The sequence below is a fragment of the Pseudomonas japonica genome, assembly GCF_900188455.1.
GTDB classification, from domain to species: Bacteria; Pseudomonadota; Gammaproteobacteria; order Pseudomonadales; family Pseudomonadaceae; genus Aquipseudomonas; species Aquipseudomonas japonica.
The window spans coordinates 41266-63966 of sequence record NZ_FZOL01000026.1; the positions used below are offsets into that span (position 1 = coordinate 41266).

The 22701-nt window shown below is 66.2% G+C and carries 20 protein-coding genes; 11 read left to right on the plus strand and 9 right to left on the minus strand.

The features are described from left to right. Positions 1-12 precede the first annotated feature (12 nt). From CHB99_RS25025 to CHB99_RS25040, 4 genes are all read left to right on the plus strand, one after another. Positions 13-1203, plus strand: a complete 1191-nt coding sequence (locus CHB99_RS25025; RefSeq protein WP_084702880.1) for an acyl-CoA dehydrogenase family protein — start codon at positions 13-15, stop codon at positions 1201-1203. Then, a complete protein-coding gene (locus tag CHB99_RS25030) occupies positions 1200-2144 on the plus strand; it encodes a D-isomer specific 2-hydroxyacid dehydrogenase family protein (RefSeq protein ID WP_042128127.1) in 945 nt (314 codons plus the stop codon). Before CHB99_RS25025 ends, CHB99_RS25030 begins: the two co-directional genes overlap by 4 nt. Before the next feature lie 47 nt (positions 2145-2191). Further along, the gene (locus tag CHB99_RS25035; RefSeq protein ID WP_042128129.1) at positions 2192-2992 is read left to right on the plus strand and encodes a class II aldolase/adducin family protein; all 801 of its coding nucleotides are present in this window, start codon (positions 2192-2194) and stop codon (positions 2990-2992) included. Between the two features lie 163 nt (positions 2993-3155). After that, positions 3156-5303 (plus strand): TonB-dependent receptor, encoded by a 2148-nt coding sequence (locus CHB99_RS25040; protein WP_042128131.1) that lies wholly within the window; start codon positions 3156-3158, stop codon positions 5301-5303. 36 nt (positions 5304-5339) lie between these two features. On the opposite strand, the gene CHB99_RS25045 is transcribed toward CHB99_RS25040, so the two are convergent. The 5 genes from CHB99_RS25045 to CHB99_RS25065 form a co-directional block, all read right to left on the minus strand. Next, positions 5340-5519: a co-regulatory protein PtrA N-terminal domain-containing protein gene (locus CHB99_RS25045; protein WP_042128133.1), complete on the minus strand. Its 180-nt coding sequence runs from the start codon at positions 5517-5519 to the stop codon at positions 5340-5342. Between the two features lie 211 nt (positions 5520-5730). Continuing rightward, a complete protein-coding gene (locus CHB99_RS25050) occupies positions 5731-6849 on the minus strand; it encodes an agmatine deiminase family protein (protein WP_042128165.1) in 1119 nt (372 codons plus the stop codon). Between the two features lie 21 nt (positions 6850-6870). After that, a complete protein-coding gene (locus CHB99_RS25055; protein WP_042128134.1) occupies positions 6871-7965 on the minus strand; it encodes an extracellular solute-binding protein in 1095 nt (364 codons plus the stop codon). A 1-nt stretch (position 7966) separates the two neighbouring features. Continuing rightward, positions 7967-8875 carry an N-carbamoylputrescine amidase gene (gene aguB / locus CHB99_RS25060; protein ID WP_042128136.1) on the minus strand — a complete coding sequence of 303 codons (909 nt, stop codon included), beginning with the start codon at positions 8873-8875 and terminating at the stop codon, positions 7967-7969. Positions 8876-8887: 12 nt separating this feature from the next. Then, positions 8888-9940 (minus strand): agmatine deiminase family protein, encoded by a 1053-nt coding sequence (locus CHB99_RS25065; protein ID WP_042128138.1) that lies wholly within the window; start codon positions 9938-9940, stop codon positions 8888-8890. A 136-nt stretch (positions 9941-10076) separates the two neighbouring features. Here CHB99_RS25065 and CHB99_RS25070 point away from each other — a divergent pair, with 136 nt between their 5' ends. Next, on the plus strand, positions 10077-10946 hold the full coding sequence (locus CHB99_RS25070; RefSeq protein ID WP_042128140.1) for a LysR substrate-binding domain-containing protein: 870 nt from the start codon (positions 10077-10079) through the stop codon (positions 10944-10946). Here CHB99_RS25070 and CHB99_RS25075 read toward each other — a convergent pair. Further along, the gene (locus CHB99_RS25075; RefSeq protein ID WP_042128142.1) at positions 10931-11662 is read right to left on the minus strand and encodes a CPBP family intramembrane glutamic endopeptidase; all 732 of its coding nucleotides are present in this window, start codon (positions 11660-11662) and stop codon (positions 10931-10933) included. The two genes, CHB99_RS25070 and CHB99_RS25075, sit on opposite strands and share 16 nt — an antisense overlap. Positions 11663-11854: 192 nt before the next feature. Here CHB99_RS25075 and CHB99_RS25080 point away from each other — a divergent pair, with 192 nt between their 5' ends. After that, on the plus strand, positions 11855-14287 hold the full coding sequence (locus tag CHB99_RS25080) for a hypothetical protein (protein WP_042128144.1): 2433 nt from the start codon (positions 11855-11857) through the stop codon (positions 14285-14287). Between the two features lie 583 nt (positions 14288-14870). On the opposite strand, the gene CHB99_RS25085 is transcribed toward CHB99_RS25080, so the two are convergent. From CHB99_RS25085 to CHB99_RS25095, 3 genes are all read right to left on the minus strand, one after another. Beyond that, positions 14871-16514: an acetolactate synthase large subunit gene (locus CHB99_RS25085; protein WP_042130511.1), complete on the minus strand. Its 1644-nt coding sequence runs from the start codon at positions 16512-16514 to the stop codon at positions 14871-14873. A gap of 216 nt (positions 16515-16730) precedes the next feature. Further along, positions 16731-17498, minus strand: a complete 768-nt coding sequence (gene map, locus CHB99_RS25090) for a type I methionyl aminopeptidase (RefSeq protein ID WP_042130509.1) — start codon at positions 17496-17498, stop codon at positions 16731-16733. Beyond that, complete coding sequence (locus CHB99_RS25095) at positions 17495-17749, minus strand: ParD-like family protein (RefSeq protein WP_042130507.1); 255 nt, start codon at positions 17747-17749, stop codon at positions 17495-17497. The genes map and CHB99_RS25095 overlap by 4 nt, the downstream gene beginning before the upstream one ends. 162 nt (positions 17750-17911) lie before the next feature. On the opposite strand from CHB99_RS25095, the gene CHB99_RS25100 reads away from it, so the two are divergent. The 5 genes from CHB99_RS25100 to CHB99_RS25120 are packed head-to-tail and all read left to right on the plus strand — an operon-like array spanning position 17912 to position 22700. After that, on the plus strand, positions 17912-18514 hold the full coding sequence (locus CHB99_RS25100; protein ID WP_042130505.1) for a CDP-alcohol phosphatidyltransferase family protein: 603 nt from the start codon (positions 17912-17914) through the stop codon (positions 18512-18514). 27 nt (positions 18515-18541) lie between these two features. Further along, entirely contained in the window at positions 18542-20296 is a 1755-nt protein-coding gene (locus tag CHB99_RS25105; protein WP_042130503.1) for a bifunctional alpha/beta hydrolase/class I SAM-dependent methyltransferase, read from the plus strand. Further along, a complete protein-coding gene (locus tag CHB99_RS25110) occupies positions 20296-21615 on the plus strand; it encodes a phosphatase PAP2/dual specificity phosphatase family protein (protein WP_042130501.1) in 1320 nt (439 codons plus the stop codon). Before CHB99_RS25105 ends, CHB99_RS25110 begins: the two co-directional genes overlap by 1 nt. Further along, a complete protein-coding gene (locus CHB99_RS25115; RefSeq protein WP_042130499.1) occupies positions 21612-22067 on the plus strand; it encodes a hypothetical protein in 456 nt (151 codons plus the stop codon). Before CHB99_RS25110 ends, CHB99_RS25115 begins: the two co-directional genes overlap by 4 nt. A 9-nt stretch (positions 22068-22076) precedes the next feature. Beyond that, positions 22077-22700, plus strand: coding sequence for a lysophospholipid acyltransferase family protein (locus CHB99_RS25120; protein WP_042130497.1), 624 nt, complete (start codon positions 22077-22079; stop codon positions 22698-22700). Position 22701: the final 1 nt, after the last annotated feature.

Consider the following 22701-nt stretch of genomic DNA (forward strand, 5'->3'; position numbering starts at 1 on the left):
GATGAGTGCCCGATGAGCCAGTCTTCCGCTGCTGTCCCGCTGCACCGGCCGTCCGTACCGGACAGCCCTCCTTCCGGCCTGGACCCGGTCCTTGCGAACATCACCCGGGAGCTGGCGGCCAGCGCCGCCGGTTTCGACCGCAGCGGCGCCTTTCCCGCGGCCAATTTCGAACTGCTGCAACGCCATGGCCTGCTCGCCCTGACGGTACCCGCGGCGCTCGGTGGCGGCGGCGCCGACCTGCCCACCGCGCGCAAGGTGGTCAGCGCGGTGGCCAAGGGCGAACCCTCTACCGCGCTGATCCTGGTGATGCAGTACCTGCAGCATTTCCGCCTGCAGGATGACCTGCGCTGGCCAGCCCCGCTGCGCGAGCGGCTGGCCCGCGAGGCGGTGGAGCACGGCGCGCTGATCAACGCCTTCCGGGTCGAACCGGAGCTGGGTACCCCGGCTCGCGGCGGCCTGCCGGCGACCGTGGCGCGGCGCACCGCCGAGGGCTGGCGGCTGTCCGGGACCAAGCTGTACTCCACCGGCAGCCATGGCCTGACCTGGTACCTGGTGTGGGCGCGCAGCGACGATGCCGATCCGCTGGTCGGCGGCTTCCTGGTGCACAAGGACACCCCCGGCATCCGCATCGTCGATGAATGGGACCACCTCGGCATGCGCGCCACCTGCAGCCACCGGGTCGAGTTCGACGACGTCCTGCTGCCGCTGGAGCACGCCGTGGCGGTCAGCCCGGCCAGCGCGCCGCGCCCTGAACTGGACGGCGAAAGCCTGGTGTGGATGGCGGTGCTGCTGTCGAGCATCTACGACGCCGTGGCCCAGGCCGCCCGTGACTGGCTGGTGACCTTCCTGCGCGAGCGGGTGCCATCCAACCTCGGCCAGCCGCTGGCCAGCCTGCCGCGCTTCCAGGAACGGGTCGGGCGCATCGACACCCTGCTGTTCGCCAACCGCAACCTGCTCGACTCTGCCGCCGCCGGCCTGGTCGACGCGGGCAACGCCGGGCAGCTCAAGCAACTGGTCACGCAGAACGCCATCCAGGCGGTGGAGCTGGCCATCGAGGCCACCGGCAATCCCGGTCTGTCGCGGCACAACCCGCTGGAGCGGCATTACCGCGACGTGCTCTGCGCACGTATCCATACCCCCCAGGACGACGTGGTCTTCCACGGCAGCGGTCGCGCTGCCCTCGATGCAGGAGTCGCCTCATGAGCGCCATCAGCGTGATCGCCAGCCAGCTCGATGCCCAGGCCAACGAGCTGCTGCGCCAGCGTCTGCCCGGACACCGGGTGATCGACCTGGCCCCCGAACAATTCAATGCCGAGCGCGCCGACGTGCTGATCGTGCGCCCGGTCAACGTGCGCGGGCGCCGTGTCGACGAAGCGCCGCGCGGCTGGCCATGGTCGTTGCGCTGGGTGCAATTGGTGTCGTCAGGCATCGACTTCTACCCGGACTGGCTGTTCCAGGGCCCGCCGGTCACCAGCGGCAAGGGCAGCAATGCCGAGCAGGTCGCCGAGTTCGCCCTGGCGGCGATCTTCTCCGCGGCCAAGCAGTTGCCGAACATCTGGGTCAAGGACGACGACTGGACCTTCAGCCCGCTGCAACCGGTGCGCGGCAAGACCCTCGGCATCCTCGGCCTGGGCAGCATCGGTCGGGCCCTGGCGGCCAAGGCCACGGCGCTGGGCCTGCGGGTGATCGCCCTCGGCCGCCCCGGGCAAGCGCTGGAGGCCGGCGTGCCGGTGCAGGCCGTGGCGGATATCCATCAGCTGTTCGCCGAGTCCGACCATCTGGTCCTGGCCGCGCCACTCACCGCGCAGACCCGTGGCGTGATCGATCGCCAGGTGCTGGCCAGCGCCAAACCCGGCCTGCACCTGGTGAACATCGCCCGCGGCGGCCTGCTCGACCAGCAGGCGCTGGTCGAAGCACTGGAGGCCGGGCGCATCGGCCGCGCCACCCTGGATGTCACCGAACCCGAACCGCTGCCGGCCGGCCACCCGCTGTACCGCGATCCGCGGGTGTTCATCTCGCCGCACACCTGCGCGATTTCCACCGAGGGCATCCGTGGCTTCGCCGAGGACTTCGCCGACAACTTCCAGCGTTATCACCAGGGCCAGCCACTGCGCAACCTGGTCGACCACCAGCGCGGCTACTGACTTTTCACCGAACTTGAACGCGCCCCTGGCGCGTGGGGAGCACCGCAATGACTGCCGTATCCGTTCTGCCCGTTTCCTCCGATCCTGCCAGCGTGCGCCAGCGGGTCAGCGCCGAAGAATGGGAGGTGCGGGTCAAGCTCGCCGCCGCCTACCGCCTGGCCGCGCTGTTTCGCTGGACCGACCATATCTACACGCACTTCTCGGCGCGGGTGCCGGGGCCGGACGAGCATTTCCTGATCAATGCCTACGGCCTGCTGTTCGATGAAATCAGCGCCTCCAACCTGGTCAAGGTGGATGTCGACGGGACCCTCATCGACGACCCGCTGGGGCTGGGCATCAACCAGGCCGGCTACGTCATCCACAGCGCCATCCACCGCGCCCGCCCGGACCTCAAGGCGGTGCTGCACACCCACACCCGCGACGGCGCGGCGGTGTCGGCGCAGCGCGATGGCCTGCTGCCGCTGTCGCAGCATGCGCTGGCCTACTACAGCCGGGTTGTCTATCACACCTACGAGGGGGTGGCGCTGGACCTGGATGAACAGCAGCGCCTGGTCGCCCACCTGGGCGACAGCAATATCCTGATCCTGCGCAATCACGGGCTGCTGACCGGCGGCAGCAGTGTCGAGCATGCCTTCCGCGAGCTGCATGGACTGGAGCGGGCCTGCAATATCCAGATCGCCGCGCAGGCCGGGGGCAATGCCGACCTGCTGTTCGCGCCGGAGGCGGCGATCGAGAAAGTGAAGCAGCAGAGCGCGGCCTTCCTCGATGGCAACAATCCGGGGATCCAGCGGCATTGGGATGCGCTGATCCGCCAGCTGGACCGGGAGGGGGATGACTACAAGCAGTGATGTGCAAGGGGACCGCTTTGCGGTCCTTCGCGGGCAAGCCACGCTCCTACGGGATACGCGCTCTCCTCGTAGGAGCGTGGCTTGCCCGCGAAGGCCTGCAAAGCAGGCCCAGATGACTACCGCCCCCACCCAGGGAGGCCCCCAGAACAGCCGGAAACCGATCATGCCCAGACCCGCCTTGCGCCACGCCCTCCCTCCGTTGTTGCTGTCCTTGCCCCTGACCACCCTCGCCGCCGCCGAGCCACCCAGGGAAGACCGCCTGCCCAGCGTCACCGTCACCGCCGAGCACCGTCAGGAAGACCTGCAGAAAGCCCCGCTGGCGATCAGCGCCTTCGACGAAAACACCCTGCGCGACCAGCAGATCAACAACATCCGCGACCTCTCCGGGCGCGTGCCCAACCTGACCCTCAGCCGCCAGTCGATCTCCTACAGCGCGCAGACCTACGGCATCCGTGGCATCGGCGAGACCGACCCGATCCAGGAAGCGGCGGTGGCGGTGTACGCCGACGACCTGTACATCCCGCGGGCGATTTCCTCGATGCTCGACTTCAACGATGTCGAGCGCGTCGAGGTCCTGCGCGGCCCGCAAGGCACCCTGTACGGGCGCAACAGCGCCGCCGGGGCGATCCGCGTGATCACCCGCGACCCGGACCAGAAGACCCGCGCCTTCGTCGAACTCGGCGCCGGCAACTACGACGCCCGCAACGGCCGCCTGCTGGTCAGCGGACCGCTGGTGGACGACACCCTGTTCGCCAGCTTCTCGGCCCTGCGCCTGAGCCGCGACGGCACGGTGTACAACCGCACCCGCCACAAGGACGTCAACAGCGTCGATATCCAGTCCTATCGCGGCAAGCTGCGCCTGGCCCCGGTGGACTCGGCGTGGGACACCCAGTTGACCCTGGCCGGCACCTTCGACCGCGGCGACACCACCAGCTACACCCCGTTCGACCCGGCCAACAGCCACTTCGACAAGTTCAAGACCTACAGCAGCCTCAACCCGAAGAACCGCCTCGACCAGGGCAGCGCGGTGCTGCGTTCGATCTACCACTTCGACGACCAGCTGAGCTTCAAATCGGTCACCGGCTGGTCGGCGTTCGACCAGCCGGTGAACTACGACAACTCCGGCGAAGCCAACGTCGGCAACGCCGCGCCCACGCAGAACAACCTGATCCGCTACAAGCAGCGCTACGCCACCCAGGAATTCCAGCTCAACGGCGACTACGAGCGCCTCGACTTCACCCTCGGCGCTTACCTGTACAAGGAGCGTTTCCGCGCCGAGCGCGACAGCCTCACCTATTCGGTGGCGGCCGACCGGGTCAATGCCAGCGGCCAGTACAGCACCACCGACACCGAGAGCTACGCGCTGTATGGCCAGGGCACCTACAAGCTGACCTCGCGCCTGTCGCTGACCGCCGGCCTGCGCTACACCGCCGAACACAAGAACTTCGACTACAACAACTACCGGATCACCACCGCGCGGCAGATCACCGGCCTCAACTTCAGCGCCGAGACCAGCGAAAGCTGGGCCTCGTTCAGCCCCAAGCTGGGCCTGGAATATGCCTGGAGCGACGAGTTGATCCAGTACGGCTACGTGGCCAAGGGCTTCAAGGCCGGCGGCTTCGACAACCGCGCGCCGACCCGCCTGGCCGCCCTGCAGGGCTTCGACCCGGAAAACGTCATCACCTACGAGACCGGGCTCAAGGGCGACTATCTCGGCGGACGTCTGCGCAGCAACATGGCGGTGTTCTACAACGACTACAAGGACCTGCAGACCAACGCCTGGGACCCGGCGATCAGCGCCAACCTGCGCACCAACGTCGGCAGCGCGCACAGCTACGGGGTGGAACTGGAGAATACCGCCCTGCTCAGCCGCGACCTGACCCTCAGTGCCAATCTCGGCTACCTCGAAGCACAGTACGACGACTTCAAGAACGCCGCGGGACCGGGGGTGGACGCCGATGGCAACCGGATGGTCTTCGCCCCGCGCTGGAACCTGGCGCTGGGCCTGAACTGGACCGTCCCGGTGGACCTGCCGGGGGCACTGGTGGCGGGCACCGACTGGCAGTTCCAGACCCGGTCCTATGCCAATGCGGTGAACGGGGAAATCTACGAAGTGCCGCAACAGAGCTTCTGGAACGCCAACACCAGCTACAGCAGCGGCGATGGTCACTGGACCACCACCCTGGCGGTGAAGAACCTGCTCAATCGGGCCTATCCGCAGAGCATCGCCTACTCGGCGGCGAGCAGCACCGCGTATTACTCGGTGAACGATCCGAGGACCATTACCTTGAGCGTGCGGTATGACCTGTGAATGAAAAAGGGCCTGCGGATGCAGGCCCTTTGCGGATCAGGAGTCGCGCTTGCTCGACTCGGCTTTCTTGTCGGCGACCGCCTGTTGCGGTGCCTCTTTTTGTGCCTGCTGGAATTGCGCGTGCCATTCGTTGACCCGGTCGCTGCCGCCTTCGGCATGGGCCAGGACCGGCAGGGCAAAGAGGATGGACAGGGTTGCGGCTTTGAGAACGGACATGTGGGAAAACCTTTGCGTGGATAACGATAATCAGTTGCCCGCGCATTGTCCGAAGCCGTGATTAACCGGGAATTAAGTCCCGGATCTTCATTGATCTTCCGGGCCTCATCGCGGGCAACGCCCGCTCCCACAAGATTCGGCGGCGCCGCCGAACCTTGTGGGAGCGGGCGTTGCCCGCGATGAGGCCCTCAAGAACAACGAAGATCCCCAGTCAGACCCAAGGCAACTGATGCGTCACACAGTGAATCCCACCACCACCCGCCGCGATCGCATCGATATCCAGCGCCACGATCTCCCTGTCCGGATACAGCTCTTCAAGTAGATCCCTGGCCTTGCGGTCCGCCTCTGCATCACCGAACTGCGGCATGATCACCGCGCCATTGATCACGAAGTAGTTGATATACCCCGCGGCAAAATCCGGGTTGTCGCGATTGAACCTGCTGCGCCGCGGCTTCAACGGCGGCGACAGCACATGCACCTTCAACCTGCGCCCATCGGCATCGGTGGCGTTGCGCAGGATCTCCAGATGCCGCTGCGTCACCGCGTGGTCATAGGAGTCCGGATCGGTATCCAGGTTGGCCACCACCACCCCGGGACTGACGAAGCGCGCATAGAAATCCACATGGGCATCGGTGATGTCCTTGCCGCGAATCCCCGGCAGCCAGATGATCTTGCGCAACCCCAGACAAGCCTTCAGTTCCTCCTCCACCTCGGCCCGGGTCCAGTCGGGATTGCGGTTGCCATTGACCCAGCAGCTCTCGGTCATGATCCCGGTACCGTGCCCGTCCACCTCGATGCCGCCGCCCTCGCCCACCAGCTCGCTGCGCAGGTAACGCGCACCGACGTCGCGAGCCATGAACGCGGCGACCCGGGCATCCTTCCCATGCTGCTGTTTGCCGCCCCAGCCATTGAAATTGAAGTCCAGCGCGGTCAGGCCGCCGTCCTCGGTGGTAAGGAAGTTGGCGCCGATATCGCGCATCCAGATATCGTCCAGCGCGGTCTCCAGGAAGCGCACATTGGCGCCACCGCACAGCTCCTCGGCCAGCTCGCGCTCGTCGCTGCGGCACAGCACGGTGACCGGCTGGAACCGGGCGATCGCGCGGGCGATCCGGCCAAGCGCCTCCTGCACATCACCGGTGAAGTCCTCCCAGATCGCCTCCTGGGCGCCGAAGGCGATCCAGGCATGACGCTGGCGTTCGCCCTCGTCGGGCATGAACCAGTCGTCCTCGTCGGCGGCGAAGACGCGCAAGGGGTTCAGCCCGGCACTGGCGATCAGGCCCAGGCTGCTGGCGATGGAAAGCTGCCGGATGAAGTGGCGGCGGGTCGGCATGGTCATTTCACTCTTTCAGGGTCAACTGGCTGTCTTGAACTTGGTCCAGGCACGCATTCGCGCGCGCATGGCCGATTGCGGGATGTCCTTGCCCGGAATCAGACGCTGGAAGGCGCCCTCATCAGGATAGATATCCGGGTTGTCACGCATCGCCGGATCGACCTGCGGTCGCGCTTTGGCGCTGGAGGTCGGGTAGCCGGTGAAGTTGCTGATGGCCGCCATGTTCTCCGGACGCATGACGAAATTGATGAAGGCATAGGCGTATTCAGGGTGCTTGGCATCCACCGGAATCGCCATGTTGTCCATCCACACCGTGGTGCCCTCGCGAGGGATGCGGTACTGGAAGCGCACCGGCTTGCCAGCGGCATCGGCGGTGCGCTGGGACTGGGTCATGTCGCCGCTGTAACCGAGGGACAGGCACAGGTTGCCGTTGACCAGATCGGTGACCGGCTGCGACTGGAACTTGCGGATATACGGCCGCACCTTCATCAGCAGTTCGCTGGCCGCGGCCAGGTCTTCGGGCTTGGCGCTGCGCGGCTCGCGACCGAGGTAGTTGAGGGCCACCGCCAGGACCTCGTCCGGCGAGTCGATCATCGAGATCCCGCAGTCGGCGAACTTCGCCGCCAGCTCCGGCTTGAACAGCAGGTCGAGGCTGTTCACCGGGGCGTCCGGCAGGCGCTTGCGGATCTGCTCTTCGTTGTAGGTCAGGCCGATGCTGCCCCAGGTATAGGGCACGGTGGCCGCCGCCGAATGCGGGTAGTGCTCGCGCAGGCGCTGCAACCCCGGTTCGATATCCGCCAGGGCGGCAAGCTTCGCCGGATCCAGCTTCTGCAGGCTGCCGGCGCGCATCAGGCGCTCGGCCACGGTGTCGCCGGGAAAGATCAGGTCGTAGCCGCTGCCGGAGGTCATCAGCTTGGCCTCCAGCACCTCGCTGCTGTCCATCACGTCGTAGATCACCTTGATCCCGGTTTCCGCGGTGAAGCGCGCCAGGGTGTCCTCGGCGAAATAGTCGGCCCAGTTGTACAGCCGCAGGGTGCGGTCCTGGTCGTCGCCATGGGCCAGGCCCTGGGTCAGGCACAGCGCCAGGCCCAGCAGCGTCAGCATGCGTGGTTTCATCTCACACCTCCCGGCCCGTGCGCCAGATGCTGGTGGACCCGCCGTCCAGGCTGAGCAGCGTGCGGTACATTTCCGGCCGGCGGTCGCGGAAGATGCCCCAGGTCAGGCGTTCCTCGCGCATCGCCGCGAGATCGAGGGTGTGCATCAGCACGCCGGGAGTCTCGCGGTCGGCTTCGGCGAGCAGCTTGCCCTTGTGGTCGCTGATGAATGACGAGCCGTAGAAATCCATGTGCAATTCAGGATCGCCCGTGGCTACCTCGCGGCCGATGCGGTTGGCCGCCACCACCGGCAGCAGGTTGGCCGCGGCGTGACCGCGCATGGTCATCTGCCAGTGGTCGCGGGAGTCGAACGCCGCCGCGCCGGGCTCGGAGCCGATCGCGGTGGGGAACAGCAGCACCTCGGCGCCCATCAGCGCCAGGCAGCGCGCGGTCTCCGGGAACCACTGGTCCCAGCAGATACCGATGCCGAGGCGGCCGAAGGCGGTGTCCCAGACGCGGAAGCCGGTATCGCCGGGGCTGAAGTACTCCTTCTCCTGATAACCGATGGCGTTGGGGATGTGGGTCTTGCGGTAGACCCCGAGCAGACGGCCGTCGGCATCGGCGACGCTGAGGGAGTTGAAGTAGGCGTTGCCGGCCTTCTCGTACCAGCTCAGCGGCAGCACCACGCCCAGCTCCCGGGCCAGCGCGGCGAAGCGCTGGAGCACGCGGCTGCGCGGGTATTCCTCGGCCAGGGCGAGGTGCTTGTGGTCCTGCTCGATGCAGAAATACGGGGTGGCGAACAGCTCCTGCAGGAGGATCACCTGGGCACCCTGGGCGGCGGCATCGCGGACCAGTTGCTCGGCGCGGTCGAGGTTGTCGCCGAGGTTCCAGCTGCACGGCATCTGGGTCGTGGCGACGGTGAGGAAAGTCATGGCGCTCGCTCCTTATTCCTGCACAGGCCAGGCTGGTTGCTGCTGGGTGATGCAATGCACCCCGCCGCCGCCGTGGGCCAGATGGTTGATCCGCACCGGTACCACTTCGCGCTCGGGGAACGCGGCGGCCAGCACCCGGGCGGCTTCGGCGTCGGCCTCGATACCGTAGGCCGGCATGATGATCGCACCGTTGGCGATGTAGAAATTGGTGTACGAGGCGCAGAACACCTCGGCCTCGGGGTCCACCGCGGCGCTGGCTTCGTACAGGTCGATCAGCTCGAAGGCGCGACCCTGGGCATCGCGGGCCAGCTCCAGGGCGCGGCGGTTCTCGCGCACCACTTCGGCATAGACCGAGGTCTTCTCGTGGGTCGCGTCCACCAGCAGCACGCCGGGACGGGCGAAGGCGCAGACGCCATCGACATGGCCGTCGGTCATGTCGCCGGTGACGTACTGCGGATCGCCGGGCAGCCAGATGGTCTTGGTCACGCCCAGCAGACGCGCGAAGATCTCCTCCGCCTCGGCCTTGTCCAGGCCCGGGTTGCGGTTGGGGTTGAGCAGCACCGATTCGGTGGTGATCAGGGTGCCTTCGCCATCGACGTGAATCGCCCCGCCTTCATTGGCCAGCCAGGTGCCGAAGCAGTCCGCGCCGAGCCGGTTGAGCACGCGCCGGGCCAGGCTTTCGTCCAGGCCGTGGGCCGACTTGCCGCCCCAGGCATTGAAGCGCCAGCTGACCCCGGCCAGGCCGTGCTGTGGATGGCAGACGAAGCTCGGGCCGGAATCGCGACACCAGCTGTCGTCCACCGCCAGCTCGATCAGCTCGACATTGGCCCCGCACAGATCGGCGGCGCTGGCCCGGGCGCCCGGATGAACCACCAGTTTCACCGGCTCGAAGCGGGCGATGGCATTGACCACCCGGGCGAAGTCGGCCTGCACCTCTTCCAGGCGCACGGTCCAGGTGCTCTCCCAGAGCGCCCGGTTGTGTGGCCAGACCATCCAGGTCGCCGCATGAGGGGCCCACTCAGCGGGCATCCTCCAGCCGTTGCTGCGTTCGCCGTTGCTCTGCATGTTCGCATCCACCTTCAGTTAAGTATTTTTTATTACTGAAAACCGCGATCGCGGAATGGATGTCATGCTATGTCCCATCCTGATGCACGACAAACGATGGATTTAGCCGACAACTGATTAGCGAGACTTATCGATCATGCTAAAACACTGGCCACCTCTCAACGCCCTGCGCGGCTTCGAAGCCGCCGCCCGCCTGGGCAGCTTCCACAAGGCCGCCGAGGAACTGCACCTGACCCAGTCGGCGATCAGCCAGCAGATCCGCAGCCTGGAAACCTTTCTCGAACAGCCGCTGTTCCATCGTAGTGGACGCAGCGTCAGCCTCACCGACGCCGGGTACGACCTGCATGCCACCACCCAGGCCATGCTGCAGCACCTGTCGGTGGGCATCCGTCGCCTGGACCAGTACCGCAAGCCCAACCAGTTGGTGGTCAACACCACCCCGGCGTTCGCCCGTCACTGGCTGCTGCCGCGCCTGGGCGATTTCCACCGCCAGCACCCGGAGGTGGATCTGTGGCTGTTCACCACCTTCGAGGTGCCGGACATGGCCACCCAGACCGTCGACCTGAGCCTGCGCGACGACCTCGAACCGCAGGCCGAATGCAGCCACCAGGTGCTGTTCGAGGATCGCCTCTACCCCGCCTGCCACCCCGACCTGCTGGCGCAGCCGGCCGCGCAGCGCACCACCCTGCACGGCGAGCGGGAGATGGACTGGAGTCGCTGGTCGGTGCTGGGCGGCGAGGATGTCGGGCAGCGCACCCACGGGCTGAACTTCTCCGACCCGGGGTTGCTGCTGGATGCCGCGTGCGAAGGGCACGGGGTGGCCCTGGTCAGCCAGTTGCTGGCCGCGCGGGCCGAGGAAAAAGGCCTGTTGCGCGCGCTGAGCGAGCGCCGGGTGGCGGGCCCGGAATGGGCGTGCCTGGTGCATCAGGACAGCGAGAAAAGTCCGTTGACCCGCTCGTTCATGGGCTGGGTGCGCGAGGCGCTGGCGGTTCAGCGCTGCGCATAGGGCACCGCGATCAGCAGGATGGCCGTGCCGTGGGCGACGATGGCCGCGATCACACCGTAGCGCATCCGAAGCAAGGCACAGGCCAGCCCTTCGATCAGGGTGAACGCCAGCACCGGCCAGCCGGCCTGGGTGACGGTGGCGGCGAGGAAGACATGGCAGGCGGCGAAGGCCACGGCGCTGTTCAGCGCGGCGCGCAGCGGGGTCGTGTGGCGCTCCAGCCAGCCCTGCAGCACACCGCGAAACAGCACTTCTTCCAAGGCATTGCCGCCGTAGGCCAGGACGACCATGCCCGCCAGCCAGCCGTCGAAGCCGGCGAATGCACTGCCCTGATACAGACGCAGCGCTAGGCCGATGGCGCAGCCGGCGAGCAGGCCGAGCGCCAGCCCGTTGGGCAGGTGGCCCTTGCGCCAGACGATCAGCGCCCAGAGCTCGGGTGCCAGGCGTGACAGCACGGCGATCAGGCCCAGGGACATCACGCCCAGGGCAGCGAGCACCAGCGGGTTGGCGATGAAGCCGATGCGCACCTGGCCATCCAGTGCCCACAGGCCCGTGGGGGTCATGGCATCGCGAGCCAGAACGAAGGCCAGCAGCAGGATCAGGATGCGCAGGCCGCTACGGCTGCGCGGGGTCAGCCAGAACCACAGGGCACAGAGGGCCAGGCCGGGAGTGATGTGCAGCAGGTAGGTGGCGAGGCGGGACAGCCCTTCTTCAAGCATTGCGCGGTATCCATCGGCAGCAGGTTGGCCAGTGTATCCAGGAAACGAGCAGCCGACCGGTGGCGACAAGGCTCTCTTTGACAGGCCAGGCGGATCCTGATCTATTGGGGAGTGATATCACTATGATATCAAATCATGCCTTTTCGGTACCGGCGGTATTCGAGTGGGCCGTCTCCTAGGAGGGAGCGAATCATGAGCAAAGAAATACAATTCCCGGCGGATTATGGTTTTGCCCGGATTGGCAGCACCATCAATTACTCGACCCGGGAACTCAACGCGACGTTCTACGCGTTCGAAATGGCCAAGCTCAATGGCCTGAATCTTCTGGCGTCGAACACCCCGACCGTGAGGCTCACCACGCGCGCCAACACCTTCAGCAGCGCCACGGAAAGGGCCTGGAGCTTCAGTGTGGACAGCAAGATCAAGAGCAGTTTCCTGGTCTGCAACGCCGAACTGGGTTTCCATGCCGACCTCGCATCGGGCTCCTCGAGCAGTTCTTCGGGCATGACCCTCGACGTGATCTACGAAGAGAGCGGTTATGAGATCGTTCTGGCCAAACAGGCGACCGAGCAGCAGTTGTACGAGTGCGCGACGCCCAAGTTCCAGCAGTTCTACAAGGCTATCGCCGACGCCCCTACGCCATCGGACTGGCTGCTTGCCTACCAGGCCTTTCACGACACCTTCGGACACGGCTTCGTCAGCAAGCTGAAACTCATCAGTTATGCCAGTGGCTCACTGCAGTTCAACCACAGCACCCACCTGGAAAGCGACAACCAGAAGTGGGGAGGCAGCTTCGCCATCAGTACCCTCGGCAGCTCGGCGAGTGCCAGTTCGGAATACGCCAGCAGCGTGAAGAGCGCCGGCAGCAGCGGCGAGTTGCAGGCCTCGGTATTTGGCGTTCCGGCGAGCAGCCCGGCATTGAGCTGGGTCAAAGGCATGATCGACACCTACACCGGCAAGGGCATCGACACCCTGCTCAAGGCCCCGCCGGAGAACCTGGCCTTGCCGACGACGAGCGCCAAGGCCCCGGAAATTCCGGCGGTGGTACCGCCAAAGGGGAAAAACCCGCTCCCGGAAGCGAAGATCCATATCAGCAACACGGATGAACTGGTCAGCTACCTGAAGGTGAAGAACCACCTGAAGGAGAATGGCTCCGACGATGTATCGCTGGAGGAGTTCATGCGCAAGGATGCCGCCAGCAAGAAGGCCATGGCCCAGGCGGCGGACGCCAGCAACCGTGAATCCCTGAAGTTGCTGGATGCCCAGAGCATTGCCAACGATGCGCTGAAGAGCGCCGATCGCAAGAAGCCCGTCGAGCAGGTTCATGCGCCTCTGGCGCTGGCCGAGAAGGCAAGCGAAGGCGCGGGTTCTCCGGACCTCGCACTGGGTGGCTACGCCATCTGCGGCATCGAGTTCACCCCTTACGCCGATCTGTTCCCGGCCCTTCGCACCCGGGCCGACATGCTGAGCCTGGCGGGCATCCATGTGGTCAGGCATCAGACGTTCGTGCTGATGCAGCAACTGATCGCTCAGTACCTGAACTACGTCAAAGACCTGCCGGAGGTGCTGCGCGGCACCAGCATCGATAAAGCCGCGGCGGAGAAGTTCGAGAAGCTGGTCAAGGAGTACGCGACCTCCAGCCGGGAAACCACCGCCGCCAAGCTGAGCAATGGCGGAACCCTCAGCGCCGAGGATTGCGATCGCCTGCGCAGCGAGTTCTTCTCCAGGTTGCGCGACGCGTTCGCCAGCCCCCACGACCAGGGGCACGACCCGGATATCTGCATCATCAACCTGTACTTCCTGAAGCATTTCCGCATGCTGGAAAGCGCACCCTTCGGTTTTGTCCTGAACGTGCAGCACAACACCCTTCCCTATGTGAAAACGTTTCCCACCAAGTCGTTCTACCTCACGCGCAACGACAATGCGCCGTTTCTCTACCCCGGGCTGCCCATTCCCCACGACCCCATCAGCATCACCAATCGACAGGTCAATGACGCGTTCCTCAGCGAGAAATGCCATCGTTTCATGCCGATCATCCGGGTTGTGAACAAGCAGCCGATGTTCATCCTCGCGACCTATATCAACAATCTGTATTCCGGCCTTCCCGCCGCCAGCGAGCGAGAGAGCTTGCGTGACATCGCGATGGAAGGTGTCGCGCCCTCGGCTACGCCACCGCAGGTCGAGAGCCTGGGAGGCTGGGCCGTCATCGCGCAGATGAGCCTTGATGCCTGGAGCACCGGCACGGTGGCGCCGGTCGTCTCCAATGTGTATTGCCCCTACCGGACCAGGATGCTGGGCCTGCAACCGGGCCTGCCGATCACCCAGGACGACGATGGCGACGACCTGGAGAACCTCAACTGGCCCGAGGGCTATGTGTTTTCCGAGTCCGGCAACGTTTCGTTCGTCGTCGAACAGCAGGGCACGGACAATGCCGTGGTCTCCATGTCCCGGGGCGCCATGCTCGTCAATGGCCAGAAGGGGCTGCGCTGCGATGTCGGCTTCATCCCGGTGAGCTACGACATGGCGCGCAGCCAGAACGTCCAGGGCATTCCGATGTGGTGCGAGCTGCCGCTGAAGGACTTCGAGGCGGCTGCCGAGGGTATCTACGCACGGCAGAACCGTTGACGGGCGGTGACGGCATGGCAAGCGCCATGCGGCTTGCCTGAGCCAGTGAAGCCCCGCCGTGCACGGCGGCGGGGCTTTGTTGGCGGCCATCGGATCTGGCTGGGTGCCTGTCTTGAGTCTTGCAGTGCCCTTCAGATCGAGCGCCGCCCGCGCGGCGCATCGCGGGCAATCGGAACGCCGCCCGGCCCGCTCCCACATCGGTTGCAACGTACCTATGCCTGACAGGCCATGGTTGACCGCCTTGTTGGCTCGACGCGATACCGAGTCGAGCCCAACAGCCTCCCCGCGATGCATCGCCGAAAAAACAAAGGCTGACAACTCAAATCCAACAGGCCATGGCACGTTGCAACCGATGTGGGAGCGGGCCGGGCGGCGTTCCGATTGCCCGCGATGCGCCGCGCGGGCGGCGCTCGATCTTCAGAACACTGCACGGCTCAAGACAGGCAGCTGGCAGCCTTGATGCGGTTTCCCGCCAGGCTTTCAAAAATGTGTAGATACCCATGCAGCGACAAAGCCCACGAAATGAAAAAACGCCGCGTTCCGGAGCCCGGAGCGCGGCGTTCTTGCTCAATCTCGAAACGACTTAAACGGCCAGGGCGCGCTCACGCAGTTCGATATTGAGGATGCGATCGTTCTCGCTGTAGTCCACCGGCACGTCGATGACGTGCACGCCCGGCGTCTTGATGCAGTGCTCCAGCAGCGGCAGCAGACCTTCGGCGCTTTCCACGCGGTGGCCATTGGCACCATAGGCTTCGGCGTATTTGACGAAGTCCGGGTTGCCGTAGTCCAGGCCGAAATCGGTGAAGCCCATGTTCGCCTGCTTCCAGCGGATCATGCCGTAGCCGTCGTCACGCAGGATCACCACGGTGACGTGCATGTTCAGGCGTACCGCGGTTTCCAGTTCCTGGCTGTTCATCATGAAGCCGCCATCGCCACATACCGCGATCACCGGACGGTCCGGATACACCAGGTGCGAGGCCATGGCCGACGGCAGGCCCGCGCCCATGGTCGCCAGGGCGTTGTCCAGCAGCACGGTGTTGGGCTTGTGCGCCTTGTAGTTGCGGGCGAACCAGATCTTGTAGATGCCGTTGTCCAGGGCAACGATGCCTTCGGACGGCAGGGCGCGGCGGATATCGGCGACCAGGCGCTGCGGATAGACCGGGAAGCGGTTGTCGTCCTTGCCTTCGGCGATCTGCGCTTCGTTGGCCTCGCGAATGGTCATCAGGCGGGTGAAGTCCCAGTGCGACACATCGCCCAGGCCTTCGCCGATCTGCCACACGGCGTTGGCGATGTCGCCGATCACCTCGATCTGCGGGAAGTACACGGCATCGACTTCGGCGGAGCGGAAGTTGATGTGGATGACCTCGGTGCCGCCACGAACCATGAAGAACGGCGGCTTCTCGATCACGTCGTGGCCGATGTTGATGATCAGGTCGGCAGCCTCGACCGCGCGGTGGACGAAGTCACCGGAGGACAGCGCGGCGTTGCCGAGGAAGCGCGGGTTGCGCTCGTCGACCACGCCCTTGCCGAGCTGGGTGGTGACGAACGGGATGCCGGTCTTCTCAATCAGTTGTTCGAGGACCTTGGCGGTCATCTTGCGGTTGGCGCCGGCGCCGATCACCAGGATCGGGCTGCGGGCGATGCGCAGTTTCTCGATGGCGGCGTCGATGGCCACGTGCTCGGCCAGCGGACGGCGGTGCAGGCTTGGCGGAATCGGCAGGACGTCGGTCTGCTCGGCGGCGATGTCTTCCGGCAGTTCCAGGTGCACCGCGCCCGGCTTCTCTTCCTCGGCGAGACGGAAGGCTTCACGCATGCGCGACGGGATGTTGTCGGCGGAAGCGAACTGGTGGGTGTACTTGGTGATGGGGTCCATCATTGCGCACACGTCGATGATCTGGAAGCGGCCCTGCTTGGACTTCTTGATCGGCTTCTGGCCGGTGATCATCAGCATCGGCATGCCGCCGAGGTAGGCGTAGGCGCCGGCGGTGACCAGGTTGGTCGCGCCAGGGCCGAGGGTCGACAGGCTGACGCCGGTCTTGCCGGTCAGACGGCCATAGGTGGCGGCCATGAAGCCGGCGGACTGTTCGTGGCGGGTCAGCACCAGCTTGATCTTCGACTTGCGCAGGGATTCCAGCAGGTCGAGGTTTTCCTCGCCGGGAATGCCGAACACATACTCGACACCTTCGTTTTCCAGGCATTGCACAACGACATCGGCGGCCTTGGCCATCTTGCTTGCTACCTCAAATGGGATTGCACGGGTTCACAAAGAGCGCTCGCTGCGGAAATGCAGACGAACCTAGCCTTGACGCCGGCTAGGTCCACTCAGGTCACGCAGAAAAGCAGGCGGGATTGTCGCACCTTTTCGGACACGTCACGCAACACACTTGCCGGTAATCGCACAATTCAGCCGCTAGGCACGATGAAGTGGCGGGTGGACTGATCCTCAGCGATCTTCCGGCCAGGTGGTCAGCACCTCGAAGCCGTCCTCGGTCACCGCCACCATGTGCTCCCACTGCGCCGACAGCGAGTTGTCGCGGGTGACCACGGTCCAGCGGTCGGCCAGGGTTTGGGTCTGGCGCTTGCCGGCGTTGAGCATCGGCTCGATGGTGAAGATCATCCCCGGCTTGAGCTTCATGCCGTAGCCGGGCTGGCCGAAGTGCAGGACCTGCGGTTCGTCATGATAGATGCGCCCGATGCCGTGCCCGCAGTACTCGCGCACCACGCTGAAACCGGCGCCCTCACCCACCGCCTGGATGGCATGGCCGATATCGCCGAGGGTCGCCCCCGGCTTCACCGTGCGAATCCCCGCCCACATCGCCTCGAAGGTCACGTCCACCAGACGCTGCGCCTCGGCGCTGATCCGGCCCACGGCGTACATGCGGCTGGTGTCGCCGAACCAGCCGTCCTTGATCACCGCGGTGTCGATATTGACGATGTCGCCCTCCTGCAGCACCCGCGACGAGGGGATGCCGTGGCAGACCACCTCGTTGACCGACACGCACAGGGTCTTGGGAAAGCCGTGGTAGCCGACGTTGGCCGGAATGGCCTTCTGCACGTTGACGATGTAGTCGTGGCAGATGCGGTCCAATTCATCGGTGCTGATCCCCGGCTGCACATGCGGGGCGATCATCGCCAGCACGTCGGCGGCCAGTTCCGCGGCGACCCGGGCCTGGGCGATCTGTTCTTTCGAGTGAAACGTCACACCTTTCAATGCTGGGCCTCCATGGCAAGGGCGATGGGCGTACCTTCGAGCGCGCAGACACGCTTGAGGTCGAGGCCACCCTGTTGCTCGGCCTGGATCAGCAGGCGGCAGATTTCGTTGTGGTTCAGGTCAGGATGCAGTTCGGCGAGCATGCCGATGCGCATCCAGTGTTCGGCCTGGGCGTTGATCGAGCGACTGAGGGCGTTGCTCGCCACGCGAAGGCTCTCATGCATGGATTCCGAGATCTTTACGATACCCACGGAAATTTCCTATACGAAATATAGATGCTTCGTATATTAACTGAAAATTTGCACTGGGTAACATTTCCCGCTCGACTCGCTGTACGGCGGCGCGCTGGAAAAGCACAGTTTCGCGCTTACGCTTGTCCAGGCCCTCGTGAAAAATTCAAGGAAGTCCGTCGCGTGCCATCCATCTACCAGCTCAAACCGCGTTTCCAGGCGCTGCTGCGGCCGGGCGTGACCCGCCTGCAGCAACGTGGTGTCACCGCCAACCAGGTGACCCTGTTCGCCGCCGTCGTCTCGGTCCTGCTCGGCCTGCTGCTCGCCTGGGGCGCGCAACACCCCTGGCTGTTCGCCCTGCTGCCGCTGTGGATGCTGCTGCGCATGGCGCTGAACGCGGTCGACGGCATGCTCGCCCGCGAGTTCGGCCAGCAGTCGCGCCTCGGCGCCTACCTCAACGAGCTCTGCGACATCATCGCCGACACCGCCCTGTACCTGCCCTTCGCCCTGCTGCCCGGGGTCTCGCCGCTGCTGGTGGTGCTGGTGGCCGTGGCCGCCCTGGTCAGCGAATACGCCGGGGTCATGGGCCCGCTGGCCGGGGCCTCGCGGCGCTACGACGGGCCCATGGGCAAGAGCGACCGCGCCTTCGTCTTCGGCGCCCTGGGCCTGGCGGTGGCCTTCGACGTGCCCGCCGCCTGGGTCGACGGCGTGCTGCTGGTGGTCCTCCTGCTTTGCCTCTATACCCTCTACAACCGGGTACGCCGCGGTCTGGCCGAAACCCGCTGATCTCCCCGCCGGATAAGGAAACGTCCCATGCGCCAGGCGCACTCGCTGCACTTCACCACCCATGACGGCGTCGAGCTGTTCTACCGCCACTGGCCGGCGCAACGCGAACCGGGCCAGGAAAAGCGGGCGCTGGTGCTGTTCCATCGCGGCCACGAGCACGGCGGGCGCATGGCCCACCTGGTGGACGAACTGAACCTGCCCGACCACGACTTCTTCGCCTGGGACGCCCGCGGCCACGGCCAGTCTCCCGGCACCCGCGGCGACAGCCCGGGCTTCGCCCACAGCGTGCGCGACGTGCAGACCTTCATCGCGCATATCGGCGAACAGCACGGCATCGGCGAGGAAGACATCGCCGTGCTCGCGCAGAGCGTCGGCGCGGTGCTGGTGGCGACCTGGGCCCACGACTACGCGCCGAAGGTCCGCTGCCTGGTGCTGGCCTCGCCGGCCTTCGACATCAAGCTCTACGTGCCCTTCGCCCGGCCCGGCCTGAAGCTGCTGCGGGCCTGGCGCGGCAACTTCTTCGTCAACAGCTACGTCAAGCCGCAACTGCTCACCCACGACCCGGAGCGCGTGCTTTCCTACCGCAGCGACCCGCTGATCGCCCGGCCGATCTCGGTGAACATGCTGCTCGGCCTGTACGACGCCGCCGACCGCGTGGTGGCCGATGCCCAGGCGATCCAGATCCCAACCCAGGTACTGATTTCCGGGTCCGACTTCGTCGTCCGGCGCAAGCCGCAGGAGCAGTTCTTCGAACGCCTCGGCACCCTGCACAAGGAAAAGCACCTGCTTCCCGGCTTCTTCCACGACACCCTCGGCGAACGCGACCGCGGCCATGCCCTAGCGCGGATCCGCCGCTTCGTCGGCGAATGCTTCGCCCAGCCGCCCGGGCGCCCGTCGCTGCTCGCCGCCGACCGCCAGGGCGCCAGTTGCGCCGAGGCCGAAAGCCTGGCCGCGCCATTGCCCAGGTACTCGCCGGCCAACCTCTACTGGCAGGCCACCCGCGCCTCGCTGCGCCTGGGCCGGCAGTTCTCCGAGGGCATCAGGCTGGGCTTCGATACCGGTTTCGACTCCGGCAGCACCCTGGACTACGTGTACCGCAACCAGCCGACCGGCAAGGGGGGCTTCGGCCGCCAGGTGGACCGCAACTACCTCGATGCCATCGGCTGGCGCGGCATCCGCCAGCGCAAGCTGCACGCCGAAGAACTGCTGCGCCTGGCCATCGCGCGCCTGCGCGAACAAGGGCGCGCGGTGCATATCGTCGATATCGCCGCCGGCCACGGCCGCTACATCCTCGAAGCGCTGCAGGGCCTGGAGCAGCGTCCCGACTCGATCCTGCTGCGCGACTACAGCGAACTGAACGTCAGCCAGGGCAGCGCGCTGATCGACGAGAAGGGCCTGGCCGATATCGCCCGCTTCGTCCGCGGCGACGCCTTCGACCGCGCCTCCCTCGCCGCCCTCGACCCGCGCCCGAGCCTGGCGGTAGTGTCCGGCCTGTACGAACTGTTCCCCGACAACGACCTGATCCGCGCCTCCCTCGCTGGCCTGGCGGAGGCCGTCGAGGATGGCGGCTACCTGGTCTACACCGGCCAGCCATGGCACCCGCAACTGGAGATGATCGCCCGCGCCCTGACCAGCCACCGCGACGGCCAGCCGTGGGTCATGCGCCGGCGCAGCCAGGCGGAAATGGACCAACTGGTGGCGGCCGCCGGCTTCCGCAAGCTGGAGCAGCGCATCGACGAATGGGGCATCTTCAGCGTCAGCCTCGCCCAGCGGGTGCGCTGATGCACGCGCCACGGGAAGCCGGGCTGATCAGACGCGGCGTGTTCTGGCTGCTTCTGCTCGGCCCGCTGTTCTTTCTCAGCTACGGCCTGAGCAACCATTTCACCGCCCAGCGCGACGATGTCGGCAGCCTGGTGTTCGCCTGGGAACGCAGCATTCCCCTGTGGCCCTGGAGCATCGTGCCGTACTGGTCGATCGATCTGCTCTACGGCCTGTCCTTCCTGCTGCCGCGCAGCCGCCGGGAAATGGACCTGCATGCCCTGCGCCTGCTCAGCGCCCAGCTGATCTGCGTGGCCTGCTTCCTGCTCTGGCCGCTGCGCTTCACCTTCGAGCGCCCCGAACTGGAGGGCCTGTTCGGCTGGCTGTTCGATGTACTGATGGGCTTCGACAAGCCCTACAACCAGGCACCCTCGCTGCATATCGCGCTGCTGGTGATCATCTGGGCGATGTTCGCCCGGCATACCCGCGGCCTGTGGCTGCGTGGCCTGATGCATGGCTGGATGGCGCTGATCGGGCTGTCGGTGCTGACCACCTGGCAGCATCACTTCATCGACCTGCCCACCGGTGCCCTCGCCGGTTTCCTGTGCCTGTGGCTGTGGCCGCGGGAAGCGGCCTCGCCGCTGCGCCTGGCGCGCCCGCCCGCCTCGGCCCAGCGTTATCGGCTGGCCACGCGCTATGCCGTCGGCGCCGCGCTGTTCGCCACGCTGGCCTTCGTCCTGCAAGGCAGCTGGCTGTGGTTGCTGTGGCCCGGCGTGGCCTTGTTGCTGGTGGCGCTCAACTACGCGCTGATCGGTGCCGGCGGCTTCCAGAAACGCGCCGATGGCCGTCAGTCCTGCGCCGTGCGCTGGCTGCTGGCGCCCTACCTGGCCGCGGCCTGGATCAATTCGCGGCTGTGGACCCGCCGCCATCCCCAGGCCGACGAGGTCTGCGACGGCGTGTTCCTCGGGCGCCTGCCGGCGCGCGGCGAAGCCGGACAATTCGCCAGCCTGATCGACCTGTGCGCCGAACTGCCAGTAAAACCCGAGCCTGGCCAGCATTACCGCAACCTGCCGAGCCTGGATCTGGTGGCGCCGGACACTACCCTCTGCCGTGACGCCGCCCACGCCATCGAGTCCCTGCGCGGCCACGGCCCGCTGCTGGTCTGCTGCGCCCTTGGCTACTCGCGCAGCGCCAGCGCGGTGGCGGCCTGGCTGGTGCTGAGCGGGCGCTGCGCCGACGTCGAGGGCGCCGAAGCGCTGATCCGCCGTGCCCGCCCCGGCGTGGTGCTGCACCCCGCCCATCGCCACGTGCTGGCCCAATTGCCCCCGGGAACCTGCCCATGAGCGAAGAACCGCAACTGGCCCTGACCGCGCGCATGCTGCGCCGCGGCCGCCAGCTCGAACGCCTGTCCGACGGCATCAGCCTGATCGCCCTGACCGTTGGCCTGGCGCCCCTGTTCATCGCGGCCCGCCACCCGCTGCTGACAGGCATGCTCTGCGCCTTGCTGCTGATCCTCGGTCTGGCGCAGAAGTACCATGCCCTACGCGTGGCGCTGGATGCCGAGTTGATCGGCAACCTGGCCGACGACGCCGGACGCCTGAGCAGCCGCACCCGCGCCCTCGACCAGAGCCTGCACGAACTGGGGCTCAAGGCCGCCGGCCGCGAGCGGGACTGGCTGTCGCGCTGTCGCGGCGCCTTGCGCCTGCTGCGCTGGCAGGCCATCTGCCTCGGCCTGCAGGTCGCCCTGGCGCTGTTCGCTCTGCTGCTTCTCCCCTGGCTTCCACTGGCTGCATAAGGACTCGTCATGCTCGCCACCTTCACCGCCTTCCTCATTACCTCCTTCGCCTGTCTGGTCACCGGCGCCCGCGCCCTCTGGCTGGGCTGCACGCCGCTGCCGATCCAGCGCCTGTACTACGCCAACCACAGCAGCCACGGTGATTTCGTGCTGATCTGGGCGGCACTGCCGGACACCCTGCGCCGACGTACCCGGCCGGTGGCCGGGGCTGACTACTGGCTCAAGCCCGGCGTGCGCAGTTTCCTGATCCAGAAGGTGTTCAACGGCGTACTGCTGGATCGCCAGCGCAGCGAACCGCAGGCCGACCCGCTGCAACCGGTGAAGGACGCCCTGGCCCAGGGCGACTCGCTGATCTTCTTCCCCGAAGGCACGCGCAATCTCGGCGACGAGCCGCTGCTGCCGTTCAAGAGCGGGCTGTTCCACCTGGCGGCCTCGCGCCCGGACATCGAGGTGGTGCCGGTGTGGATCGCCAACCTCAACCGGGTCATGCCCAAGGGCCGCACCCTGCCGCTGCCGCTGCTGTGCACCCTGAGCTTCGGCGAGCCGCTGCAACTGCGGGCGGACGAGAGCAAGCAGGCCTTCATCGAGCGGGCCAGCCAGGCCCTGCTCGCACTCGCGCCGAAGGAGGTCTGAG